The 23,453-nt window shown below is 41.6% G+C and carries 24 protein-coding genes; all 24 read right to left on the bottom strand.

What is annotated here, in order from left to right:
* Positions 1-5: 5 nt before the first annotated feature.
* The 24 genes from atpA to ACDX78_RS21480 all read right to left on the bottom strand — a co-directional run bounded on the left by atpA (position 6) and on the right by ACDX78_RS21480 (position 23,178).
* Positions 6-1,520, bottom strand: a complete 1,515-nt coding sequence (gene atpA / locus ACDX78_RS21595) for a F0F1 ATP synthase subunit alpha (RefSeq protein ID WP_486030685.1) — start codon at positions 1,518-1,520, stop codon at positions 6-8.
* Between the two features lie 18 nt (positions 1,521-1,538).
* Positions 1,539-2,084, bottom strand: a complete 546-nt coding sequence (locus tag ACDX78_RS21590) for a F0F1 ATP synthase subunit delta (protein WP_486030683.1) — start codon at positions 2,082-2,084, stop codon at positions 1,539-1,541.
* Positions 2,081-2,608: a F0F1 ATP synthase subunit B gene (atpF, locus tag ACDX78_RS21585; protein ID WP_486030681.1), complete on the bottom strand. Its 528-nt coding sequence runs from the start codon at positions 2,606-2,608 to the stop codon at positions 2,081-2,083. Before atpF ends, ACDX78_RS21590 begins: the two co-directional genes overlap by 4 nt.
* Before the next feature lie 176 nt (positions 2,609-2,784).
* Positions 2,785-2,991 carry a F0F1 ATP synthase subunit C gene (gene atpE / locus ACDX78_RS21580; protein WP_018930781.1) on the bottom strand — a complete coding sequence of 69 codons (207 nt, stop codon included), beginning with the start codon at positions 2,989-2,991 and terminating at the stop codon, positions 2,785-2,787.
* A 222-nt stretch (positions 2,992-3,213) separates the two neighbouring features.
* Positions 3,214-3,936, bottom strand: a complete 723-nt coding sequence (atpB, locus tag ACDX78_RS21575) for a F0F1 ATP synthase subunit A (RefSeq protein ID WP_486030679.1) — start codon at positions 3,934-3,936, stop codon at positions 3,214-3,216.
* Positions 3,937-4,055: 119 nt separating this feature from the next.
* On the bottom strand, positions 4,056-4,454 hold the full coding sequence (locus tag ACDX78_RS21570; RefSeq protein WP_486030677.1) for an ATP synthase subunit I: 399 nt from the start codon (positions 4,452-4,454) through the stop codon (positions 4,056-4,058).
* Positions 4,455-5,125: 671 nt separating this feature from the next.
* Positions 5,126-7,300 carry a S8 family serine peptidase gene (locus tag ACDX78_RS21565; protein WP_486030675.1) on the bottom strand — a complete coding sequence of 725 codons (2,175 nt, stop codon included), beginning with the start codon at positions 7,298-7,300 and terminating at the stop codon, positions 5,126-5,128.
* A gap of 47 nt (positions 7,301-7,347) precedes the next feature.
* Positions 7,348-7,539 carry a hypothetical protein gene (locus ACDX78_RS21560; RefSeq protein WP_486030673.1) on the bottom strand — a complete coding sequence of 64 codons (192 nt, stop codon included), beginning with the start codon at positions 7,537-7,539 and terminating at the stop codon, positions 7,348-7,350.
* Positions 7,540-7,642: 103 nt separating this feature from the next.
* Positions 7,643-8,272: a uracil phosphoribosyltransferase gene (gene upp, locus ACDX78_RS21555; protein ID WP_486030671.1), complete on the bottom strand. Its 630-nt coding sequence runs from the start codon at positions 8,270-8,272 to the stop codon at positions 7,643-7,645.
* Positions 8,273-8,686: 414 nt separating this feature from the next.
* A complete protein-coding gene (locus ACDX78_RS21550; protein ID WP_486030669.1) occupies positions 8,687-9,922 on the bottom strand; it encodes a serine hydroxymethyltransferase in 1,236 nt (411 codons plus the stop codon).
* A gap of 283 nt (positions 9,923-10,205) precedes the next feature.
* Positions 10,206-10,781, bottom strand: coding sequence for a TIGR01440 family protein (locus tag ACDX78_RS21545; protein ID WP_486030667.1), 576 nt, complete (start codon positions 10,779-10,781; stop codon positions 10,206-10,208).
* Between the two features lie 481 nt (positions 10,782-11,262).
* Entirely contained in the window at positions 11,263-11,703 is a 441-nt protein-coding gene (gene rpiB, locus ACDX78_RS21540) for a ribose 5-phosphate isomerase B (protein WP_486030665.1), read from the bottom strand.
* 191 nt (positions 11,704-11,894) lie between these two features.
* Complete coding sequence (locus ACDX78_RS21535) at positions 11,895-13,193, bottom strand: methyl-accepting chemotaxis protein (protein WP_486030663.1); 1,299 nt, start codon at positions 13,191-13,193, stop codon at positions 11,895-11,897.
* Positions 13,194-13,209: 16 nt separating this feature from the next.
* Complete coding sequence (locus ACDX78_RS21530) at positions 13,210-13,815, bottom strand: low molecular weight protein arginine phosphatase (RefSeq protein WP_486030661.1); 606 nt, start codon at positions 13,813-13,815, stop codon at positions 13,210-13,212.
* Positions 13,816-14,172: 357 nt separating this feature from the next.
* A complete protein-coding gene (locus ACDX78_RS21525) occupies positions 14,173-15,075 on the bottom strand; it encodes a diacylglycerol/lipid kinase family protein (RefSeq protein ID WP_486030659.1) in 903 nt (300 codons plus the stop codon).
* A 91-nt stretch (positions 15,076-15,166) separates the two neighbouring features.
* Positions 15,167-15,715 carry a manganese efflux pump MntP gene (locus ACDX78_RS21520; RefSeq protein ID WP_486030657.1) on the bottom strand — a complete coding sequence of 183 codons (549 nt, stop codon included), beginning with the start codon at positions 15,713-15,715 and terminating at the stop codon, positions 15,167-15,169.
* Between the two features lie 90 nt (positions 15,716-15,805).
* Entirely contained in the window at positions 15,806-16,828 is a 1,023-nt protein-coding gene (locus ACDX78_RS21515; protein ID WP_486030655.1) for an L-threonylcarbamoyladenylate synthase, read from the bottom strand.
* Positions 16,829-17,218: 390 nt separating this feature from the next.
* A complete protein-coding gene (locus ACDX78_RS21510) occupies positions 17,219-17,566 on the bottom strand; it encodes a GNAT family N-acetyltransferase (protein ID WP_486030653.1) in 348 nt (115 codons plus the stop codon).
* Between the two features lie 198 nt (positions 17,567-17,764).
* Positions 17,765-18,355: a stage II sporulation protein R gene (spoIIR, locus tag ACDX78_RS21505; RefSeq protein WP_486030651.1), complete on the bottom strand. Its 591-nt coding sequence runs from the start codon at positions 18,353-18,355 to the stop codon at positions 17,765-17,767.
* Positions 18,356-18,457: 102 nt separating this feature from the next.
* On the bottom strand, positions 18,458-19,339 hold the full coding sequence (prmC, locus tag ACDX78_RS21500) for a peptide chain release factor N(5)-glutamine methyltransferase (RefSeq protein WP_486030649.1): 882 nt from the start codon (positions 19,337-19,339) through the stop codon (positions 18,458-18,460).
* A 1-nt stretch (position 19,340) separates the two neighbouring features.
* Positions 19,341-20,411, bottom strand: coding sequence for a peptide chain release factor 1 (prfA, locus tag ACDX78_RS21495; RefSeq protein ID WP_486030647.1), 1,071 nt, complete (start codon positions 20,409-20,411; stop codon positions 19,341-19,343).
* Between the two features lie 607 nt (positions 20,412-21,018).
* On the bottom strand, positions 21,019-21,486 hold the full coding sequence (locus ACDX78_RS21490) for a nuclease-related domain-containing protein (protein ID WP_486030645.1): 468 nt from the start codon (positions 21,484-21,486) through the stop codon (positions 21,019-21,021).
* Between the two features lie 307 nt (positions 21,487-21,793).
* The gene (locus ACDX78_RS21485) at positions 21,794-22,405 is read right to left on the bottom strand and encodes a thymidine kinase (protein WP_486030697.1); all 612 of its coding nucleotides are present in this window, start codon (positions 22,403-22,405) and stop codon (positions 21,794-21,796) included.
* A 527-nt stretch (positions 22,406-22,932) separates the two neighbouring features.
* On the bottom strand, positions 22,933-23,178 hold the full coding sequence (locus tag ACDX78_RS21480; protein ID WP_486030643.1) for a type B 50S ribosomal protein L31: 246 nt from the start codon (positions 23,176-23,178) through the stop codon (positions 22,933-22,935).
* Between the last annotated feature and the right edge of the window lie 275 nt (positions 23,179-23,453).

The raw sequence follows: 23,453 nt of genomic DNA, 5'->3' as shown, positions 1-23,453 counted from the left end.
TTCATTTATTTATTTTCGCCAGGCAGGAATGTTTTCTTAAATGATTCAATTGCATCATTCATATCATTTTCTTCCGGAAGCTGACCTGTTTCTTTAATCTGGTTCAGTAGCTCTTTCCGGTTATTATCCAGCCAAATATACATTTCATCTTCGAACCGAGTAACATCTTCTACGGCTACATCATCCAGGAATCCCTTTGTCAAGGCGTAGAAAATCATTACCTGTTTTTCAACGTCCAATGGTTTATTAAGTCCTTGCTTCAGTGTTTCCACGGTCCGCTGCCCGCGATTCAGTTTAGCCTGGGTCGATTTATCCAGATCTGAACCGAATTGAGCAAATGATTCCAGCTCACGGAAGGATGCCAAGTCAAGACGCAATGTACCCGCAACTTTCTTCATTGCTTTGATTTGCGCCGAGCCCCCAACACGTGATACGGAAAGACCTGCGTTGATCGCCGGTCGGACACCGGAGAAGAATAGATCTGATTGCAGGAAAATCTGACCATCGGTAATGGAAATAACGTTTGTTGGAATATAGGCTGCGATATCACCTGCTTGCGTCTCAACGAAAGGCAGGGCAGTTAATGATCCGCCACCTAAATCATCATTTAACTTTGCTGCACGCTCGAGTAAACGGGAGTGGATATAGAATACATCCCCTGGGAATGCTTCACGTCCCGGCGGGCGGCGCAGTAGCAAGGATAGCTCACGATATGCCACTGCCTGCTTGGACAAGTCATCATATACGACGGTTACATGTTTGCCGTTATACATGAATTCTTCACCCATAGCTACACCAGCATATGGTGCTAAATATAATAATGGTGCAGGGTCTGATGCTCCTGCAGATACAACGATTGTATAATCAAGTGCTCCGTGCTTACGGAACGTTTCTACCGTACTTCTTACTGTTGATTCTTTTTGTCCAATGGCAACATAGATACAAATCATATCCTGGTCTTTCTGGTTCAAAATTGTATCAACGGCAACGGTTGTTTTACCTGTTTGACGGTCTCCAATTATTAGCTCACGCTGTCCACGCCCGATTGGCACTAAAGCATCAATCGCTTTAATTCCGGTTTGCAGTGGCTCATGAACGGATTTACGTGCCATAACTCCCGGTGCCTGTGCTTCAATAGGTCGTGCTTTTGTTGCTTCCAGCGATCCTCTTCCATCAATCGGCTGACCAAGCGGGTTTACCACACGGCCCAATAATTCTTCACCAACCGGCACTTCCATGATCCGGCCTGTACGACGAACTTCATCGCCTTCTTTTATTTCCAAATATGGACCAAGAATAACAATACCAACGTTGCTTTCCTCCAGGTTTTGTGCCAGACCCATGGTACCGTTTGAGAATTCTACCAGCTCCCCGGACATGACATTATCCAGTCCGTGAGCTCGTGCGATCCCGTCACCGATTTCAATAACCGTACCGACATCGCTAACTTCAATATCCGCATCGAATGATTCAATTTGCTGTTTTATCAGCTTGCTTATTTCTTCAGCTTTAATGCTCATCGCCGTTCACCCCTATCGTCATTTGTTTACAGTCAAAATATTCCGTTCTATTCTTTGCAGCTTTCCACTGACAGACCCATCATAAATGGTATTGCCAAGACGTATTTTAATCCCGCCCAACATGGATGGATCCACTTCATTTTCAAAATGAAGCGCATTTTTATCAAAGCGTTTCGCAAAAGAACTTTCCAGCTCTGATTTCTCTGCGTCATCGAGCTTACGAACGGAATAAACAGTCGCGACTGCAATTCCTTTTGCATCATTTACTAATTGGATAAAATGATCAATAATGGATGGTATCATCTCGCTCCGATGCCGCTCTGCAAGTAATTTTATCGTATTCACGACATCCGCTGACAGACTTTGAAACACTTCGTCAAGAAATTGTTTCTTTTTCGCATTATGAACACGAGGATGCTTCAGGAATGTGATTAAATTAGTATTTGTTTCAAAAATTTCTCGTACGGTGCGGAACTCTGCTACAAATTGTTCCAGTACCGCTTTTTCATTTCCCAGTTGAAAAAGAGCGTCTGCATATCGTTTAGCAACTACTGCTTCACTCATAGCTCTTCTCCTACCTCTTTAATGTATTCATTAATCAGTTTCTCTTGATCCTGTGCACTGATTTCTTTTTCAATTACTTTGCTTGCAATAAGTACAGAAAGTGATGCCACTTGATCTTGAAGTGCTTGAAGGGCTTTTTCTTTTTCGTTTTGAATATCAGACTGCGCTGCTTCTTTCAAGCGATCAGCTTCCGCTCGGGCAGCTGCGATAATTTTTTCTTCCTGCGATACTGCAGCACTTTTTGCATCTTCAATCATCTTCTGTGCTTCCTGTTTTGTCTGGTTTAATTGCTCCGTCGCTTTTTTGGATGCTTCTTCTGCTTCCAGGCGGCTTTGTTCTGCCTGTTCTATTTCACTTGCAACGTAATTTTCTCGTTTTTCCATGATGTTCAATACTGGACCCCAGGCTACTTTTTTGAGCAAGTACAGTAATAGTATAAAGAAGAATAACTGTACAAGCATGTCTCCTACCTGAAACCCGCCGACAGTCGCACCGATTGCCAGAAAATCAATGTATTGGTGCACAGCTTTCACTCCTTTCACACTTGGATAGCATTCTCTATTTCAATCATGTTTTATTTTTCTTTCATATGGTTATAGATACATATGCGAAATAATTTACTCATTGCTACACTACATAAAGGAATGGCGAAGATTTCATACGAATGAACTTCGCCACCTTGTGATTTTAAGGATCCTTTTTACATTACCATAAATGCGATAACTACTGCGAAAATCGGAATCGCCTCAACAAGCGCTACCCCGATAAACATGGTAGTTTGAAGTGCGCCGCGGAGTTCCGGCTGGCGTGCAATCCCTTCTACCGTTCTGCTTACGATCATTCCGTTACCAAGACCCGCACCTAATGCGGCTAAACCTATTGCTATTGCAGCTGCTAATGCTCCCATTTCTAAATTTCCTCCTTTTATAGTAAACCTTTTAATTTTATATTTTAACAGATATGAAAGCATAAAGCTTTCCTATCTGCATAAATGCAAGGGCCTTTAGGTTATACCCTTGTGGTGCTGAAGCTTTCTCCATAAATCCTTGGCCTCCAAAACATAAGTGATGCTAAGAAAGCAAAGTACGCTTTCAAGAATCTCTTTAGAGAAATGCCAAGTTTTATAAAATTAATGGTCTGCGTTCACTTTATGTGACATGTAAACCATTGTTAACATAACAAAAATAAATGCTTGGATTGTACCGATAAATAGTTTGAAAGCCATCCAGGCCATCATTGGTAATGCAGATACGAGGAATCCTCCAACTCCTGCCATTGCCAAACCGACTAGAAGTGTCAGCAAGATTTCTCCGGCAAACATATTCCCGAATAAACGTAGACCCAATGTAAGGGTGTTGGTAAATTCTTCGATGATTTTTAATGGGAATAAAAAGGGTACCGGCCTGAAATAATCTTTCCCGTATTCTTTAAAACCTCTCATTTTTATACCATAAAAATGGGTTAATAATACTACCATTCCAGAGAGGGTTAAAGTGATTGTTGCGTCTGCAGTTGGGGATTTCCACCATAGATCGTGGTCATGTGCTACCATCGTAGCTACACCGGATATGTTTCCCACAAATATATAAAGGATTAAGGTCAAACCAAGCGGAAGGAATATTTTCCCCGTCTTCCAATCCATCGTATTGCCGATGACTCCTTTAATAAAATCAACGAGCCATTCAACGGCATTTTGCATACCGGTCGGCTTCATTTGCAGGTTTCTCGTTGCCCATGTTACAAAGATAAAAACGATCGTGGAAACGATGATAATCATCATGACGTTGGATAAATTAAAACTGAGCCATGGTATCCCAAAAACATTCTCAACTATTGGTGCTGTGTGGTCCAAATTCTTCACCCCTTTTCAACAACAACCTTTTGCATAGATGTGACACTTTATTAGTGTAAGTGTACGAAGGTTTCGCCATGAGACCCGGCGATAAAGGCCATAATTCTAATGAAAAACCATCATTTCTTGCTTTCGCTGTCGGCGTTCATGTCTTCTTTCAGTGTAAAAAGGAGATAATCCAGCATAATAATTATATAGGAAGTCCCCAGCCCAACAACTACAGCAATCATATGAAAGTGTTCTTCAAATCGAAGTGCAATTAACACAGCTAATGCGGCGGCAGCCAATCTGGAAAACGTACCGATACCCAGTACGGAACCCTGTTCTGCGGCAGCAATCGCAAATTTCTTCGTTTTTCGCTGTAGTAGCCATAAATTATAGAAACTTACGGCGCTCCCTAAAAGGAGTCCAAAAAAAGCTCGCGGATATGGTGTGAAGCCGGCTCCAAGCACCAATATCGAAAGAAGGTACAACATCCATTTTCGCTGACGTATCGTCATCTTTTCGTATTGTGACATCTTGCCCACTACTCTCATCAATTTTCACAAATAGCTGCATACAGGTAATAATTATTGCATTTTTAGTAGATTCAGGTGATTTTTCATTGACCCTCATCTGGTTACCACTTCAGCAAGCCTCAAGAATAAGCTGATTTGTCAGCTTTTTTCCTTTATTACGCTTTAATTTTCAGCTATTTGTTTTGCAATGACTATGAATAACTTCCTATTTAAAATTATGCATAATCACTATTTGCATCATGATAACGGTGCTATATGTATAAACGTATTTCCGCTAGCTTATATAGCCCTTTCATTCGAAGCCTTTACCATTCCACACTAAGATAGTTTACAATAGCCAGATGGTGTTGTCAATTACTATAAAGTATGTTTTCACTTTCCTTTTCCGGCTTTTTTTAAAGCCCTGTTATTACAGGATTTTTCGTATCTTTGAACCTTTGTTCATATATCTATTAAGGGCACTATTTTAAGCAAGTCCCAACTACCCATTTTACTTGATATTCCACAGAAATTTAAGTGACAATTTTATGAACATGCGGGAATGTAATTACTTCCTTTTAAATAGATGTTTTTCCCTTTCGTCTCGTTATAAGAAAATGGCAGCCGTATTCTCTCAAACAGAGTAATACGGCCTCTGTCTCTTCACCGTTCATCCAGGTTTCACAGTGCTATTATTCCGGTTCAATATAAAGCTCCATCTGATAGCTTTCATAGGTTCCATCTTCCAGCGATACAGTGATAATCGCTGCGTACTGTCCCGGATCTCCTATTTCCGACTTTTCCAGCTGTCCATCATTATTTCCAACCTGCACGCCTTCTATATCCAATAAGTTGCGTTCAAACATGAGCGTATCGGGATCATATAAATCCACCCTCACGCGCTTCGCTGGATCGGTAATATACAGTTTATAGGAGAATGTTTTCTCGGAAAACGGTTTTAATGCAAACTCAAATCCCATTACTTTTGGATTATCTGCTTCCTGATTTACAAAAAGATACGGCAGGTAATAGCTTTCTTCTGCTTGTTTTAGTGTGAGCCAACCTTGATGGACACCTTCATTCAATTGGGAAGCGGTTATTTTTATGCTTACGGGAATGTTTCTTTTTTCATTTGCTTCCAATGTAAACTGCTGCGGAATTTCCCAGGTAATTCCCTGTTGTTTATGCGGATAGGAAAAATGATACGTCTTTTCCTCCTCCGTTGTATTTTCAATGGTAAGCTCAATAGATAGCGTCTCTGTTTGTTCTTCTATTTTCCCAAAAGATAGTAAGGGATCGTAAATGATTGTATTGGTATTGATGGCGGCTTCCGGGTTTATCTCTCCCATTCCTTGCATGGTCGGTTCAAGGGGTGTTTGCTCTTCCGTCTCCATTCTAAGCGCCGTTGTTTTTAATGCCCCTTGGATTTGATCATTTGTCCAGTCAGGCTGCGCTTCTTTAAGTAATGCGATCGCCCCTGTGACATGCGGTGCTGCCATGCTCGTCCCCTGCAGCGCCTGATATCCCCCCGGAACCGTACTGACAATATTCGTCCCTGGTGCTAAAATGTCCGGTTTGATATTCCAGTTCACTGTTACTGGTCCGCGCGAGCTGAATTCTGCAACACCGCTGGCCACCGTTTTAGAATCCGTTTCGAGATATGTCGGTGCTTCTTTTTGTATTTCTTCCAGCCATTCACCGTCTTCAAGGGAAATCGCCGCTACCGGAATTTCAATGGGATGCTGATCATGTTGAATCATACCCTGGAACATGCCTTCTTCATTATTATAAATAATTGCTGCTATTGCGCCATTTTCTTCCGCCTTTTTTGCTTTTTCAAATAAGGAGAGGTCCCCGCGCGCAATTAAAGCAATTTTTCCGGCATAGTCATCTGCTTTGGTTGTAATTGAATATGCTTTATCTATATCCCAGGGGATGGAGCCAACCATTGGGGCGAAATTTATTTCTTTTTCGTTTTGCGGTTCATATAAAAACGGAACCTCCATTTCCGGACTGTAAGCACCAATCGAGAGTGCACTGGATGCGGTTGCCGGTGAGCCCACCGTCCAATCATCCGGCCCGCTGTTTCCATTGGCAGTGACAACGGAAATACCGAGTTTGGCGGCACGATTTACAGCAACACTTGTCGGATAATCCGGCCCATTTACATTGTTGCCAAGCGATAAATTGATGACATCCACTCCTTCTTCAGCTGCCTTTTCCATGGCAGCTATCACTTGGACGGACGATCCTGACCCTCCCGGGCCGAGTGCCCTGTATGCGTAAATTTCAGCATCCGGGGCCACCCCTTGCAGTTCGCCATTTGCAGCAATAATGCCTGCTACATGGGAACCATGGTTTGTCGGAATGCCTTCTTTAGGTGTGGTTTCCATTGGATCTTCATCCAGATCTACCAGGTCATAGCCGCCGCGGTAATTAGGCGTAAGGTCTGGATGGGTATAGTCAATTCCCGTATCGATTACCGCTATTTTGACACCTTTTCCAGTATATGCTGTCGTATTTATATGAGATGGAAAAACAATGTTTTCACCCATTTCGCTTACCTCTGGGTAGGTTTCGGGCATTGTTTTATAGTCTTGAGCAGAATGAATGCTTTTAATAAACTCCAATGATTCCATTCGCTCCAATTTATCCGGTGACCCTTGTAAAGCCAGTCCATTCAGGAGTGTCTCATATGTAGCCACGACTTCGATAAAAGGATGGTATGTTTCGATGTATCTCTTGTGCTCTTCTGGATCTCCTTCGACCTCAATGATGACCGATTGGATATCCTTTGTTTCTGCCTGTACAGCCAGGGGGGAGATGACGGCAAGTAAAATAATTACAGTGAGCGGCCAAAATCGCATGGGGGGTGATCCTCCTTTTTCATCTAGTTTTTGGAAAAAGCAGGATGTTATACATCGGTGGTGGTTTTATGGGTGATTGGAGCCGGGTTAGCTTTTTGGCGTGAAAATTCAAGCGTTGTATCTTTATCTGTCCCTTCATTTATATAATATACATCCGCTCCGAGGCCGCCTTCATTAATCATATCTTGGATCTCATTTATTTCTTTCGCCTTTACCTGCCTTTTTTCCTTTTTCGTCATGAGCCATCCCCCTTTGGAATTTATTTTTATTATATTCACTATTGGGAGTGCCTGTGCTTTATTTACAGACGATTTTTGGGATAAAAAAGAGACACCAAATATGTTATTTGGTGCCGTATAGGCGATCTCCTGCATCTCCAAGGCCAGGGACAATATATCCTTTTTCATCCAATCCTTCATCCAATGCACCCAGGTAAATATCAACGTCCGGATGGTCATTTTTTAACACTTCCACGCCTTCCGGAGCTGCAACTAAGCACATAAGCCGAATATTTTGCGCACCGCGTTTTTTCAAGGAGTGAATAGCATCATTTGCAGATCCGCCTGTGGCAAGCATCGGATCAATGACGATCAATTCGCGTTCATGAATATCTGTTGGCAATTTGAGATAATATTCAACTGGCTGTAATGTTTCCGGGTCCCGGTACAATCCAACATGTCCGACTTTGGCAGCTGGGATCAGATTCAATATCCCGTCAACCATTCCCAGTCCTGCACGAAGTATAGGAACCAGTCCAATTTTCTTGCCAGCCAGCACCTTTGCATTTGCTTTCTTTACAGGTGTTTCGACTGTTTGATCCTGTAATGGTAAATTTCTTGTAATTTCAAATGCCATTAGCGCGGCAACTTCATCAACTAATTCACGGAATTCTTTGGTGCCCGTATTTTTATCACGTATGTAGGTCAATTTATGCTGAATTAACGGATGATCCAGTACAAACACGTTTCCCATTGCGCGATCACTCCTTTTATAAAAGTTACATCCTTCAAATTGTACTCAAAATAAACTATGCTTTCAAGTGTAAGACAAAATGTTATTGGGATAATTTTATGAACACGGTGTGCTGGTTGTTAGCATGGACATTTCGACCGTAGTTTTATTTATGCAGCGTTTTACCTTGATAGATCGGCGTTACCTCATCGCTTAACAACAAAAATAGGGTTGCTTGCTGATAGTAGTGTGTATCAGCGGTTTTCTGTTTTTATCAGCGATAATTCGTTTTTATCAGCGATGCCCCCCTTTTAACAGCGAACCGACCATTTCCCGCCGCTGGAAAAAGGTAAAACTGAAACAGGAGAAACATTCCGCTGTTTCATCATACCCATACAAAAGGATGCTCTTACAATAGAGCATCCTCTTTAAAATTTATGCATATAATGGCCGGCTGTTTGTTAGCGCAAGTACGCGTTCTTTTGCTTCTGCCAGTTTTGCTTCATCTTCGTGATTTTTTAGGGTAAGGGATATGATTGCAGCGATTTCTTTCATGTCGGACTCGCCAAAACCGCGAGTGGTTACAGCTGCTGTTCCCATACGTACACCACTTGTAACAAATGGGCTTTCTTTATCAAAAGGAATCGTATTTTTATTTGTAGTAATTCCAATATCATCAAGTACCTGCTCTGCTACCTTCCCGGTTAATTCCAATGGCGTAACATCAACGAGCAATAAGTGATTGTCTGTTCCGCCTGAAACGACTCGTACACCTTCGCTTTCAAGGGCTCCACTTAAAGCTTGGGCATTTTTGATAATTTGTTTGCAGTATGCTTTAAAGTCACTGGATAATGCTTCTTTAAATGCAACTGCTTTTGCAGCGATAATATGCATAAGCGGGCCGCCCTGCATTCCTGGGAATACAGATTTGTCTATTTTTTTCGCATATGCTTCTTTACAAAGAATCATTCCACCGCGAGGGCCGCGCAATGTTTTATGCGTTGTCGTTGTTACAAAATCAGCGTAAGGAACCGGATTTTGATGTAATCCAGCCGCGACAAGTCCGGCAATATGGGCCATATCAACCAGTAAATAGGCATCAACCTCGTCTGCAATCTCACGGAATTTCTTAAAATCAATCGGACGTGAATAAGCACTTGCACCTGCCACTATCAATTTCGGCTTTACTTCTTTTGCTTTTTCCATTATGGCATCGTAGTTGAGCTCTTCAGAACCTTCCTCTACACCGTAATCCACAAAATTATAAAGTTTTCCGCTGAAATTTACCGGGCTTCCATGTGTTAAATGCCCGCCATGATTTAAATTCATGCCTAACACCGTATCCCCTTGATCCAACACGGTGAAATATACAGCCATATTAGCCTGCGCACCAGAGTGGGGCTGGACATTTGCATGGTCCGCTCCGAAAAGTTCTTTGGCACGATCACGAGCCAGATTTTCTACAACATCGACATGTTCACAGCCTCCGTAATATCTTTTACCCGGATAGCCCTCCGCATATTTGTTGGTTAGAACGGAACCCATTGCCTCCATTACTGCTTCTGTGACAAAGTTTTCTGATGCAATTAATTCGATTTTTTCCTGCTGCCGCTTTTTCTCCGCCTGGATTGCCTCAAACACTTCATTATCCGCTTGCTTTATGTATTCCATTCTGATATTGACCTCCTATATTTTTTGTTGCACTTGCTAATGGTAAATTTCTTTGGAGCTTGGTGTTTGTCCATTTTTAGATCATCAGTAAAGATCTGCGTTTTTCTCCGTGTAATGCGTATTGGTTTACAAAAGAAATCTTTCATTTAAACGCTAATGCTATATATAATATATTATACTATTCATTCTTTAGGGACAAGATGTTTTTTATAGACAATAAAGAAAATATGACGAAAATCGTTCGGATTTTGACGTTTCCATTTGCTTATTTAAGCTGTTTTCACTACTTGCAGCTATTATTTGCGATTGTTTCCTTGTATTGAGCTCTTTGCCCGCCGATTAATTTAGGACGCGTTTTGGCAGCGGTTAACCTGGCATTTCCGATCCAGTTTTTCCCTAGGCGTACAGGGACCGCAACATGCTTCAGATGCATTCCAATCATGGTCTCTCCAATATCCATGCCGGCATGAGCTTGGATTTTCTCCACGAGAACAGGATTTTGCATGTTTTTATATACAAAGGAAGCCATGGAACCCCCCGCTTCCGGGACAGGTACTGCGGCGACTTCCGTTAGCTGATATTGCTTCATCGATTCTCTTTCTACTACAAGCGACCGGTTCAAATGTTCACAGCATTGAAACGCAAGCTGGATGCCTGTCTTTTCCTGCAGCTGTTTCAATTCACTATAGACGGCAGCGGCTATTTCTTCACTTCCCGAAGTCCCTATTTTTTCTCCAGCCATTTCACTAGTGGAACAGCCGATGACGAATACTTCCCCTTTTTGCAGATTTCCAGATGCCAGCCATTCCGCAGAAACAGCTTTTATATCTTCACGTATTTTTTGCTGTAAATCTGTCATGCATCATCACCCCTGATATTATTTGAAAATCTGTCTTTTTACGCAGTCGTTTAGAAAGGCTGTTTTCGCATAGTTTGTTGTTACCAACCCGCAGTCCGAATACACTTCGCATTTCCGCGGGCGGCTGGTGAGCCTCCTTGCCCCGACAAGGGGTATGCCGACGTTGCCCGCAAAGGGCGGTTTTAGTCGGCCTTCATTTGTCGCACTGCGGGGTCTCGCCGATGCCGATGCAAGCACAGGATGTGCGGGTGTCGGCGTTGGTCACAGGACGTGACCGAACTTAGCCGACCTCCCGCAGGAGTCTACGTGTATTCGGACTGGGACTGCGCTAAATGCTCGTCCCATCAAAAGTACTTGCTAGTACGGTAATATTTGCACTAATTTTGTTAAAAACAACAATCCTTTAGAAAAAAGCCTGAAATGCTTATACTATTCACCTGCCAAAAGAGACACCAGCTCGGATGTCTCTTGAACACAGCAATTATTTATTTTCGTACGCATCTACTTTACCAAGACGGTTTGCGTGGCGGCCGCCCTCGAATTCGGTGTCAAGAAACACTGTTGCTACTTCACGTGCCAGCCCAGGGCCGACGACGCGTTCACCCATTGCAAGTATATTAGCATCATTGTGCTTTCGAGTCATTTTTGCACTAAAAGTATCATGGGTCAGGGCACAGCGAATTCCTTTCACTTTATTTGCAGCGATGGACATGCCGATGCCGGTTCCGCAAATCAAAATACCCCGGTCAAATTCTCCGCTTGCTACCCGTTCAGCAGCCGGGAGGGCATAATCCGGATAATCTACAGACGTTTCACAGCTGCAGCCTGTATCCTCATACTCAATCCCTTTTTCCTCCAGTAATTCTTTCACCGCATTTCTTACAGTCATTCCTGCATGATCTCCGGTCACAATAACCTTCATCTTATTTACTCCCTTCCTGTTCGTTTTTTTAGAAAACTTGGTTGTCACCAATCCTTTAGGTGGCAACCTTAGTTGCACTTATGCAGATCATTATGGTGGGGCGAGGAGCCGCTGCACCGCAGTCCCAAATCTCTACGGTGAGGCGAGTAATCGCAGCCCCAGTAAGAATGTTTTTATACTTTCTTAATTGCCTATGAAGAAACTTTAAATTGATTTATTTGGTTGTTTAGCACTTTCGCCTGATCTTCCAGTTCATATGCTAGCTCATCCACTTTGTCTATGGTAGCAGCCTGTTCATGAATCGCTGCGTTTACTTCCTCGGCACCTGCTGAAGTTTCTTCGGCAATTGCTGCAACCTCTTGGGACTGCCTTACCGTATCTTGGATGGATTCCAGCTGTTTGTCCACCAGACTGGAAATGGCATCAATTTCTGTAGCAGTATCCGTAATAGAGTTGGCCATTTTTTCAATGGTAGTATTTGTTTTTGCCCCGTTTTCGGCTTCTGCCTTTGCAAAACCGACTGTGTTCTTCATTTTTGCCGCTACCCGCTCTACGTCATCCTGAATGGTTGTCAGTAATTCAGAGATTTGCTGCACTGCCTGGGCACTTTGGTCTGCCAACTTCCGGATTTCTTCTGCGACGACAGCAAAACCTCTTCCATGCTCTCCCGCCCTTGCAGCTTCAATGGATGCATTTAATGCCAGCAAATTAGTCTGCTCGGCAATCTCACCAACTATAGAAATAATCGATTCAACCTGGCGGGCATTTTGGTTTAATTCCTCTACATCTGCAAGCGAAACCTCCTGATCACTCGCAAGATGCTGTATTCCCTCTACTAGTTTGTTTACCACATCTTTACTATTTGATAACGTATCCAGCATCATGCCAGACTTCTCTTTGGATTGTGCTGCTTTGTTTTGTACTTTTTTTGCAAGCGCTGTTGCCATTTCAATTGCTTCTGCCGTATACTGAATCGACTCCGAGGAGCTTTCCGCCCCCTTTGAAATATCATCGATCGATGTACTGATGAGCGTGGAATGCTGCGATGCCTGATCCGATACTTTTTTCATATGAATAACCGATTCATTTGTATTATCAAAATGTTTGTCAATATTATGCACCATGCTAGTCAGGTTTTTCAGCATCGTATCAAATGATAAACTCAAGGCGCGGATTTCATCATCTGATTTAGGTATCTCCACTTCTTGATTCAAATTCCCGTCCGCTGCCATGGATGCTGCTTCATTTAATTTTTCCAGCGGCTTTGTAATGACTCGTGCTGCAAAAAAGGCCAGCAGTCCCGACCAAATAACGCCAAGGGATAAAGTAATGATCGTAAACACTTCTTCTGATATTTGCCAGTAAGCCTGCACGTAATCAAAGATCACATAAAGAAATAAAGCACTTGTCGTATAGGTAATAATGGCTAAACCTGTTGCGAATAATACTAATTTTAACCTTAAACTAAAGCGGTGTTTTCTTTTCCCCATATCGCGTTTCTCCTACCTATTTGTTTATTTTTTCCTTTAACAGATCGATATAATGGGATAACTCCTGCAATGTTTTTTCATAGGTTTCCTGGGCACCGCCAAATGGGTCGGATATATCGTAATTAAGTAAGCTTGCTTCCAGCGTCTTAATATGTTCGATATCTTCTGCCAAGTGGGATTCCAGCTCCCTGTTCAGATGATTATTATCGAGTTTTTGCCCGTTATCTTTGATGAACATTGCCCTTTTTTCCTCATAATCTGCATATTTCTGTTTTAATTCATCCCATATTTTTTTATCGGCATCGGAAACGTATTCCTTTAGGGTGAAATATTTATCCTGAAAATTGGGAAACTCCATGATTAATGATTGCTTGTGCTGTGTTGTCATGGTTAATACAATATCCGCCCAGTTCAACAATGCATCAGTAACAGGCTGGGACTTGTGTTCCAGTTCTATATCATAATTTTTTAAAGCTACAATCGTTTTTTGACTTGCACGCTGATTATGCCCTGCAAAAATCCCCGCGGACTCCACCTCTGCTTCCGGAACCCTTCGCTTTACTAACGCCGCCGCCATCGGACTCCGGCACGTATTTCCTGTACACACAAACAGTATTTTCATTATGAACCTCCACTTTTATTCTCTAAATTAAATATATCATATAAGCTAAAAGTGAAACAGCGGGACGGTTCTTCTGCTGTTTCACTTTTTCAACATATTAAATTAAATAAACCGCACAATCCTGTACGGTTCGTTTCTATCTATCAAAGTATACTGAGGCCTGCTCATTTCAAAGTATTATTTCTGATCAATTTCTCTATGATCGACCATTCTATATAAATAGAGAAAATGGGGTGCTCAGATCACCAATCGGAATTTCCGTGCAGAAGAAAACTGTATTAAGATGTCTTGCAATTTTCCTGACTATTATAAATACCTATTCCTGACTATGATAAATACCTATAGTAAAAGATGAAACTACGGTACTTCACTCCCCTTGATCATCCGCAAATGTCCAGGCAACACGGTTATCTTATCAGGAGTAGTTCCGGCTATTTCCCCGTCCATGTCTATTTCTTTATCTATAGAAGTTGATATTTTTAATTCCTTCGTCTGGAAATACTCAAGTTCCGTAAATTGTTCCTCATCCGTATTTGGGTTATTCATGGACAATAGCTCAATGAACGATGTCAACGTCGAATTCTTTATAATTAATACATCGAGTTTCCCATCATTCGCTTGAATCGAAGGAATCGGTAATTCTCTTGTTCCGATAAATTTTCCATTCAACACAATGATTAATATCGCATCGCCGCTGTATTCATCTTCATCGGTAATGATTTCATACTGAAAAGCCTCTGCCTGATTCACGGTACGAATGGTACTTATAAAATAACTCAGTACTCCCCAGTTTTTTTTCTGTTCGCCATCTATATTCTGTGAGGTTTCAGCAACCAGGCCAATTCCCCAGAAATTAAGGAAGTATCTATTGTCCGTCTTGCTAATATCCACATGAACTACATCACCTTTTACAATAGCTTGTACTGCCTCATGAAGGTTTTGAGATATTTGCAGCGTACGGCTGAAATCATTGGCTGTACCGGCGGGTAAAATACCGATAACCGGCCGGTTCTTTAACGGGGCAATCGCGTTTATACAGGCATGTACCGTTCCGTCTCCGCCAAGGATAATAAGCAAATCTATTTTCGGGGAAAATACCACACATGTTTCTTGGGCCTCTTCAATGGTCTCCGTTTGAATAACCGTCATTTTTTTCACGTGCTGTGACAATATTGGGAGGGTCTGGGTAAGTTTTTCTTCTATATCTTCGCTTCCGGCATTTCCATTATATAAAAATAATGCGCTATCGTATTCAGGCATTTCCATTTCTCCTTTATAACTGTGTAGCCTATTATTGCGGTTTAGAAACTTTACAATATGATTAAATTATTTTCGGGGACAGCTCTGAATGTTAAAATATCAAATTTAGACCGAAACCGATGAGTATACTCCCTCCAAGTATTTCACTGTAAACACCGAGAAAGCCCTGCATTTTACGGCCTGCAAGCATTCCTAACCATGAAAGGAGTGTGCTGATGGCGCCAAATAATAGTAATGCCATTGCTGTTTGAACACCGGATATTCCCAGGCTCAGTCCAACCGGGAAGCTGTCGATGCTTACCCCAAAAGCCAATAATATTAGACCGGTACCAATGGGCTGCATGATTTTTTTTGCTTCATGATTGAATGCCGAAAAGAACATTTGTACACCAATTGCAACCAACAGCATTCCGCCAACCAATGCAGTCAGTTCATTTATCTGGGTTGAGATAACTTTTCCGAGCACGATACCCAAAAACGGCATGAAAATGTGAAATAATCCGATGATCAATCCGATGAAAGCTACCCGTTTAAGCCGCATTCGCTGCATCCCGAGACCGAGACTGACAGAAAAAGCGTCCATCCCTAGTGCAAACGCCAAAAAAATATATGAAACCATTTCTCCCATATAACCCGACATCAGGCTTCCCCCTTGGACATACTGATAAAATATATGCATGTCCAAAACGGAATATGTCCAGTATCGACGGTACGGAGACGCAGACACTTGTTATGTCAGGCATCTTGTTGCCGCTTTTTTCAACCTGTTCATGATGGCTTGTCCGATGCCTTTTTCGGGTAATGTTTCACATACAATGAGATCGACATCCCCTTGTTTAAAAGTTCTTAGTGCGTCATATAAGTTAGCTGCTATTTCTTCTGGATATGTTCCCAAGTCAAAAATCTGGTCTGCTTGAAGTTGATGTACAACCGTTGTTCTCACCATCACGCCTACCTTTTTTGATTTATTTTGTTCCTTGTCTATTATTTCCTGCATTCGATCCGGCGTCCCGTCTATTAACCATAAATCTACTTCCGGAGCGTAATGCTTATATTTCATCCCGGGGGATTTTGGTTTTTTTTCCTTGCTATCCCAGCCAGCTTCAAGCAATACTTTTCCAACCACTTTTTCCAAATGTTCCGCAGTCACTCCACCAGGCCGCAAAATAACTGGAATTTCCCCTGTACAGTCTAAAACAGTTGATTCCAGACCGACACCTGTGGCTCCTCCATCAAGTATACCGGCAATTTTTCCGTTCAAATCCGCCCATACATGTGCTGCTGTGGTCGGACTCGGTTTTCCTGAAGCATTGGCGCTTGGGCCCGCTAGTGGAATATTACATGTTTTCAATAAGTGCAGTGCTACTGGGTGGTCCGGAATTCTAACTGCAATGGTGGATAAGCCGGCAGTTACATTTTCTGCACATCTTCCATTATGCGGCAGAATAAAGGTGAGCGGGCCTGGGGTAAATTGATCAATTAACTTATCCACGTAGGCGGGCAGAGAATCCACGAGGTCGATTAATTGCTGCTTTGTTGCCACATGTGCAATTAAAGGATTATCCTGTGGCCGGCCTTTTGCTTCAAAAATTTTACTTACCGCTGCTTCGTTTGTAGCATCAGCTCCGAGCCCATAAACTGTTTCCGTCGGGAAAGCAACCGTTTCCCCGTTGTATAAAATATGAGCCACTTCCTCGATTATCTTTTCTGTATATAATGTATCGTCATTTATTTTCCAAAGCTTTGTCTCCATTGCTGCAACCTCATTTCCTGCTATTATTTTAATGCAAAGAGGAAGAATTCGCAAAAAATGAGGGCAGAACTAGCATGTTGTGGATAATTTGATTGTTGGTCATTTTCTTTTCTCTCCATGGGCTTAAATTACATTACTTCACATTTGCTTATCCACAGACTTTTCAGACATTTATTTACTCATTATACTGTGGAAAGGAACAAATAAAAAAACACCTATATTGCGCTTTTAAAATACTGTTTAATCGGCGCTATATAAGTGTTTCTCATCATATTAAAAAAAGTTAGCCAAGTTCCATAAATGCTGCTTCAGTTATGCACAAAAATACAGCTTTACACACAAACCTTCCACAGTTTATCCACAGCCTTTTGTGAATAGTCACCACTGCTATTAAGATACTTGATAAGACCACCAGTTTCCTTCCTGTTTTTCGTACTTATCCACAAATGAACTACCTTTTTGCGGATGAAATTGCAATGCATCCAAAATTATATCAACAACAGGCTGATGACTGTGTACATATACTGTTTTTGCATGCTGCTCTTTCGCCAGTACTAATATGGATTCCAATAATACCGGCAATCTCGCTGCTTGCGTTTTCGTTATGTACAGCTGCTTCAGCCAATACATTTCATTGTCCATTTCTTCCAGTACAAAACATCCTTCAATTTTACCGTTCAATTCTACTACATAGCCATGCTTCATTAATCCATCTTTTTTTACGTTTTCATTGTGCATCAGAAATTCTTCCATTTTTTCTACAGACACTTGATTTGCTCGGATTAGATTCATTGTTTGTAGCACAGAATATAAATCTGTGCTTTCCTCCTTTCCCTGTCACATCAGGTTTGCTGCTGGAAGTTTAACTGCCTACTCTATGCTTTTCCCGATGATAGTATTGGCAGCTTTTCTTTATTCTATGCAAATGAAGAAGATTTATGACCAGCCGAACCATTCAAATAAGAAAAATTTCACTTCCGCTTCTTCAACATCTTCCGGTTCTTCTGTCTCCTCGCTGGCAGCACTGGCCTCATTGGAAAAATCGAGAAAACATAATGGTGGAAACAGTACACACCACCAATTGGCTCCATTGCCTTTGCCGAGCGTAATCAATACAGCTTCATACTCACCTGCCGGATAAACATATGGCCCGTATTGTCTGATTGGAAAGTCCACGTTTTTTCCGTAGTCTACGCTGTATTCTCTATTTTTTCCTTCTGCCGCTAAAACTTGATCTACTATATCTTCAATTTCCGATGTACGGGACTCTATTAAATTTCTCGCTTGATCTATATCTGCTATATCCTTCACCCATTCTGTTATTTCCTCATTCACACGGTCCCGCACTGTATATTTGATTTCTTGATCCTTCTCACTGTCACTGTTGGCAAGAATACGAAGCCTAATCGCTTCATCAGGAATAACCTGATATTCATCAACCCCGTTTGCCTTATGGCTTGCGGTTTGGGAAGGAAAGGTTAAAAATAATATAAAAAATATAAATACGAATAAGAGATGTTTCTTCATGACCTCTGCTCCTTTGTTTTCTGATTTAACATCAGTATGGGCAGGGCAAGAATATTTTAAACTAGTAATCTCTTCTTTTTTTAAAAAGAAAAAAAGACCGGATTATTCGGCAGCTAGTTTAGCCGAGACAATCCGATCTTTTCCGTTGATATCTTTGATTATGTTGACGGTACTTTGTGGATAAGCATGTTTAACCAGCTGTTTTACAACCTCTCCTTGTTCATGGCCAATTTCGAATACAAGAAGACCATTTTCCTTTATGATATGTTTTGCTTGTTCCATTATTATTTTATATGCGAAAAGGCCGTTTTCATCTGCAAACAAGGCGATTTCCGGATCAAAGTCTTTGACCGTATCCGCAAGCAGCGGTTTTTCTTTTCTGGCAATATAGGGGGGGTTGGAAACAATTACATCAGCTTTTATATTCTGTTTGATGCATGGGTCTAAAAAATTACCTTGCAGAAAACGGACATCTGCATTCAGCTGCTGTGCGTTTTGTTTTGCTATTTGTAATGCTTTAGTTGAAATATCTGTTGCAAAAACCACGGCATCCTCCAGCTCCAGTTTTAATGAGATAGCTATTACTCCGCTTCCTGTGCCAACATCTACAACCTTGAGAGGGGTGCTTGTTTTTTTCAAATCAGTAGATTGAATAATATTCACTTCACCGATCACATGCTGAACAAGCTCCTCCGTCTCCATCCTTGGTATCAGTACGTTTTCATTTACAAGAAAGCTTCGGCCGTAAAATGCTGCTGTTCCTGTTAAATGTTGTAACGGTACACCAGTTTCGGCATGTTTTTTAATATCCGCTTCTAATCGTTTTATCATGGTTTCCGGCACCGGTTCTTGCATCATAGAATAAAATGCAGCGCGTGACACTTGTAAATGATGCTGCAGCAGTATTTCAGCAACTTTGGGCTCCCGATTATACTTTTCTAAAAAAAGAGAAGCCCGGTGGAGGACTTCATATTGTTTCGTCATCTTATTCACCTATTTGTTCCAATTTTTTCGCCTGCTCTTCCATTAAGAGGGCATCAATAAATTCATCCAGCTTCCCCTGTATAATCTGATCAAGCTTTTGAATCGTTAAACCAATACGATGATCTGTCACTCGGTTTTGTGGAAAATTATACGTACGAATCCGCTCCGAACGATCCCCGGTGCCTACCGCGGATTTCCTGTTTTCATCATATTCCGCCTGTGCTTCCTGTTGAAACTTGTCATAAATCCGGGCACGAAGCACCTTCATGGCTTTTTCTTTATTTTTAATCTGTGATTTTTCATCCTGAATGGAAACAATAATCCCAGTCGGTTCGTGTGTCAGACGTACCGCAGACATTGTTGTATTAACACTCTGGCCCCCGGGACCGCTGGATGCGAAGGTGTCCACACGGATATCTTTTTCACTAATATTGACTTCCACTTCTTCGGCTTCCGGCAAAATAGCTACTGTTGCCGTTGACGTATGGATCCTGCCGCCGGATTCCGTCTCGGGCACACGCTGTACACGATGGGCGCCATTCTCGTATTTTAATCGTGAATAGGCCCCGTTACCGCTAATCATGAAAATAATTTCCTTATAGCCGCCTACACCAGTTGAGCTTGCTTCCATCACTTCAATTTTCCAGCCATAGTTCTCTGCATAGCGGGAATACATACGGTAAAGATCACCTGCAAATAATGCAGCCTCATCTCCGCCGGCAGCCCCGCGAATTTCCATAAATACGTTTTTATCATCATTTGGATCTTTTGGCAGGAGCAGAATTTTCATTCTATCTTCCAGCGCTTCTATGGTTTGTGTGAGCTCTGAAATCTCCGTTTTCACCATTTCTTCCATTTCATCATCCAGGTCATCTTCCTGCATTTCTTTTGCATCTTTTAATTGGTTATCTGCATCTCTATACTCGCGGTATGCCTGCACCACTTCCTCCAGGCCGGATTGTTCCTTCGAATATTCTCGCAGTTTGTCTGTATCATTTATTACATCTGGATCACTCAGCAATTCATTCAATTTGTTGTAGCGTTCTTCCAATGATTGTAAACGATCTAACATCACGGTCACCTCTTTCAGACTAACAGTATAATTATATTATACTCAGGTGGTGAGGTCAAAATTATTTGGGAGATGCTGGTCAAAATATACAGGTACAGGCGACGGTTAGGGAGATTAGGAAGGTTATGGGTGAATAGCAGCTTTTATTTTAGTTTATCAGCGGAGAGTAGTGGATTATCAGCGACATTTTATTTTTATCAGCGAACCCACAATTCAAGCTTATACTGACGTGCTTTTTTATTACCAATCTGCTCATAACTTTCATTCTGCATTAATCTTTTTGCAGCATGTGGTGATCCGATTTGCAATAAGTCTCTTACCTCGTGATTTGAAATATGGTCATCAAACAATAGCTTTTAATCATTTAGTGTTTCTTTATGAGCGTCATCTGATTTTTGTCCACAGAAAGAACAACACCATTTTCCGTGTATACGTTTCATTGGTGGTATACAACAGCCGGGACAAATAACGCCCTTTATTAGCTGCTCTTTATTCATTTTATATTTTTCCAGCAGGTTCCTATTTGACGGAGTATGTGCTTTAATGAGTTTTTTTGATAATGTCCTAAGCTCATCTTTTGTTACCTTAATTGTTTCATGTGATTTATCTAACGTATTGATTTTAAAAATAACTGATGATTGTGAATCACTTTTTCGGGAACAGGATAATTTAGAGATACTGATTGAAGGATGGTATTTGGAAAGCTAGTTGCAACGAAATAATAAATATTTACATTTTCTATTCCTTGTAAGCGAAGCCATTTTTGAAGGCCGTAAACTTGGAGTTTTGCTTGGGGGATGGGGTTATTAAACCCTTCTTCTGTTCCGTCATCTCCTATACGGATTACTTGGCCATCTCGATCAAATAGGATTGTACCATACCAATTTTTAACTTCGAGAATAAGAAAGAACTTTTCATGGAGCAGCAATGTATCGGTTTGAAAAAAAACATTTTCATCTATTAATCTTAGATTGTGCAGTATGAGGAATTTCTCTTTATTTAGAAAACCCAGCGGGTAATCAACTTCTTTCTCTCCCTTCACTTCGGCTCTTTTTATACGAAGATCCTTTTCCACTCGCCCTTTCATTGGATGATGAATCGCAGGCCTCCTGTCAAGAGCTTCCAATTTTAATACATCCAATTCTTTACCATGCTTTTTAAAATCATAGAATGTATCACTACCTTTCTCTACTATATATATTTAATTCTACGTCATGATCAAAAATCCTCTTTTTATGGAATTTGCTTTCGTATTGGAGGTATTTCAGCGAACTGGAAGGAGGTATCAGCGGTTTATCTATTTTACCAGCGAATCACAGTGATTTATCAGCGACCTCCGCAAACCTGACACGCAGAGACAAAAATAGAGCACCCCAGGCACTCTATTTTGCTAAATCCATTATATTCTGCTTTGCTTTATTCGGCACTTCATGATGATGGCGGCACCTTGGCTCATAGGATTCAGATGCGCCGACCAGGATAACCGGGTCATGGTAAGATGCCGGCTTGCCGTTGATCAGGCGCTGGGTTCGGCTGGCTGGGGAGCCACATACGGGGCATATGGCGTTTAGCTTGGTTACGGCTTCGCTTAGTGCCATTAACTTTGGCATTTCCCCGAATAGTTCGCCCCGAAAATCGGTGTCCAGTCCGGCAACAATGACACGGATCCCCTGATTTGCCAAGGTTTCCACGGTCTCCACGATGTTTTCATCAAAAAATTGCGCTTCGTCAATACCGATGATATCAACGGACCGATCCGCATGATGCTGCAGGATTTCCTCTGAAGATGCTACAGGAAGGGCTACGATAGAATTTCCGTTGTGCGATACGACAGCCTCTTCACTGTATCGGTCGTCAATAAATGGTTTAAATACACGTACAGTTAAGTTAGCATAGGTTGCTCTTTTGACACGGCGGATTAATTCCTCTGATTTTCCGGAAAACATACTGCCGCAAATGACTTCAACCCAGCCGCTTTGCTTCATGACGTACATGGTCAAGGTACTCCCTTCCATTATTCCTATTATACTAATACCTCTATTCCCATAATTGTTAACCTATTATTTTTATGTATAAAGTGAAACTTCATTCAGTGGGTGTTTTAGGCCTACAGGACGTAGCTCATGCAGACGTTGCCACAATGTATTTCGGTGGGACGAGGAACCACTGTACCGTAGTCCCAGGACGTGGCGATTTTAGTCTGCGTTCCCCCTCCCCCACTGAATGTTAGTGGAACGAATCGGGCCGTTACTGGCTGTTAGATCTCCGACTTAGCATTTTCATGTTTCCTTCATTCTTGAAGTGGGAGTCTTACGACGCACAGGACGCGCTAGTGCCGACAATGCCACAAGAAGTGGCGTTTTTGTCGGCCAGCCAGTTACACTGCGATAAAAGCAAAAAAACAGGCAAAATATAGACGTTTTGCCTGTTTTCATCAGACTTCGGAAAGTCTTTTATGCATTTGACTAAAGCTTTTAGAAGCAGCTGTATCCGTCCGCTTCCTTACAGTCGCTTCAGCCTTTTATTTCATATTATATTTTTTCTTGAATCGGTCTACACGGCCGCCGACTTTATCTGCTCTTTGTGTTCCAGTGTAAAATGGATGTGAATCCGAGCTGATCTCTACACGGATTAATGGGTACGTGTTACCGTCTTCCCACTCAATCGTTTCTTCAGAATTCTGAGTTGAACCACTTATGAACTTAAAGTCTGAGCTCGTATCAAGAAATACAACTTTTCTGTATTCCGGATGAATATCCTTTTTCATGTCTTCCACTCCTTTTTGCCCTGATTCATTTTGAAACAGAGTTATTGTAAGAGCCGTCACAGGTGTAATACCTTATCAAAACTCACATAAAAAGATTATAACAGTCTGGCGTTTTGATTGCAATAGAAGAAATATAAATTATAAACTAGGTTCATTGTAAAATGAAATGCAACAGCTAAATAAATAGAAAGCCATCGTGAAACCACGTATAATTAAGGTTGACAAAAACACAAACCATACGGAGGTAATTCACGATGACTCAAAACCATTCTAAC

The organism is Virgibacillus oceani (assembly GCF_041521345.1).
In the GTDB taxonomy this organism is placed as follows: Bacteria; Bacillota; Bacilli; order Bacillales; family Amphibacillaceae; genus Virgibacillus_N; species Virgibacillus_N oceani_A.
Note: the sequence above shows the minus strand (reverse complement) of the source record. Positions and strands in the feature narration are given on the sequence as shown.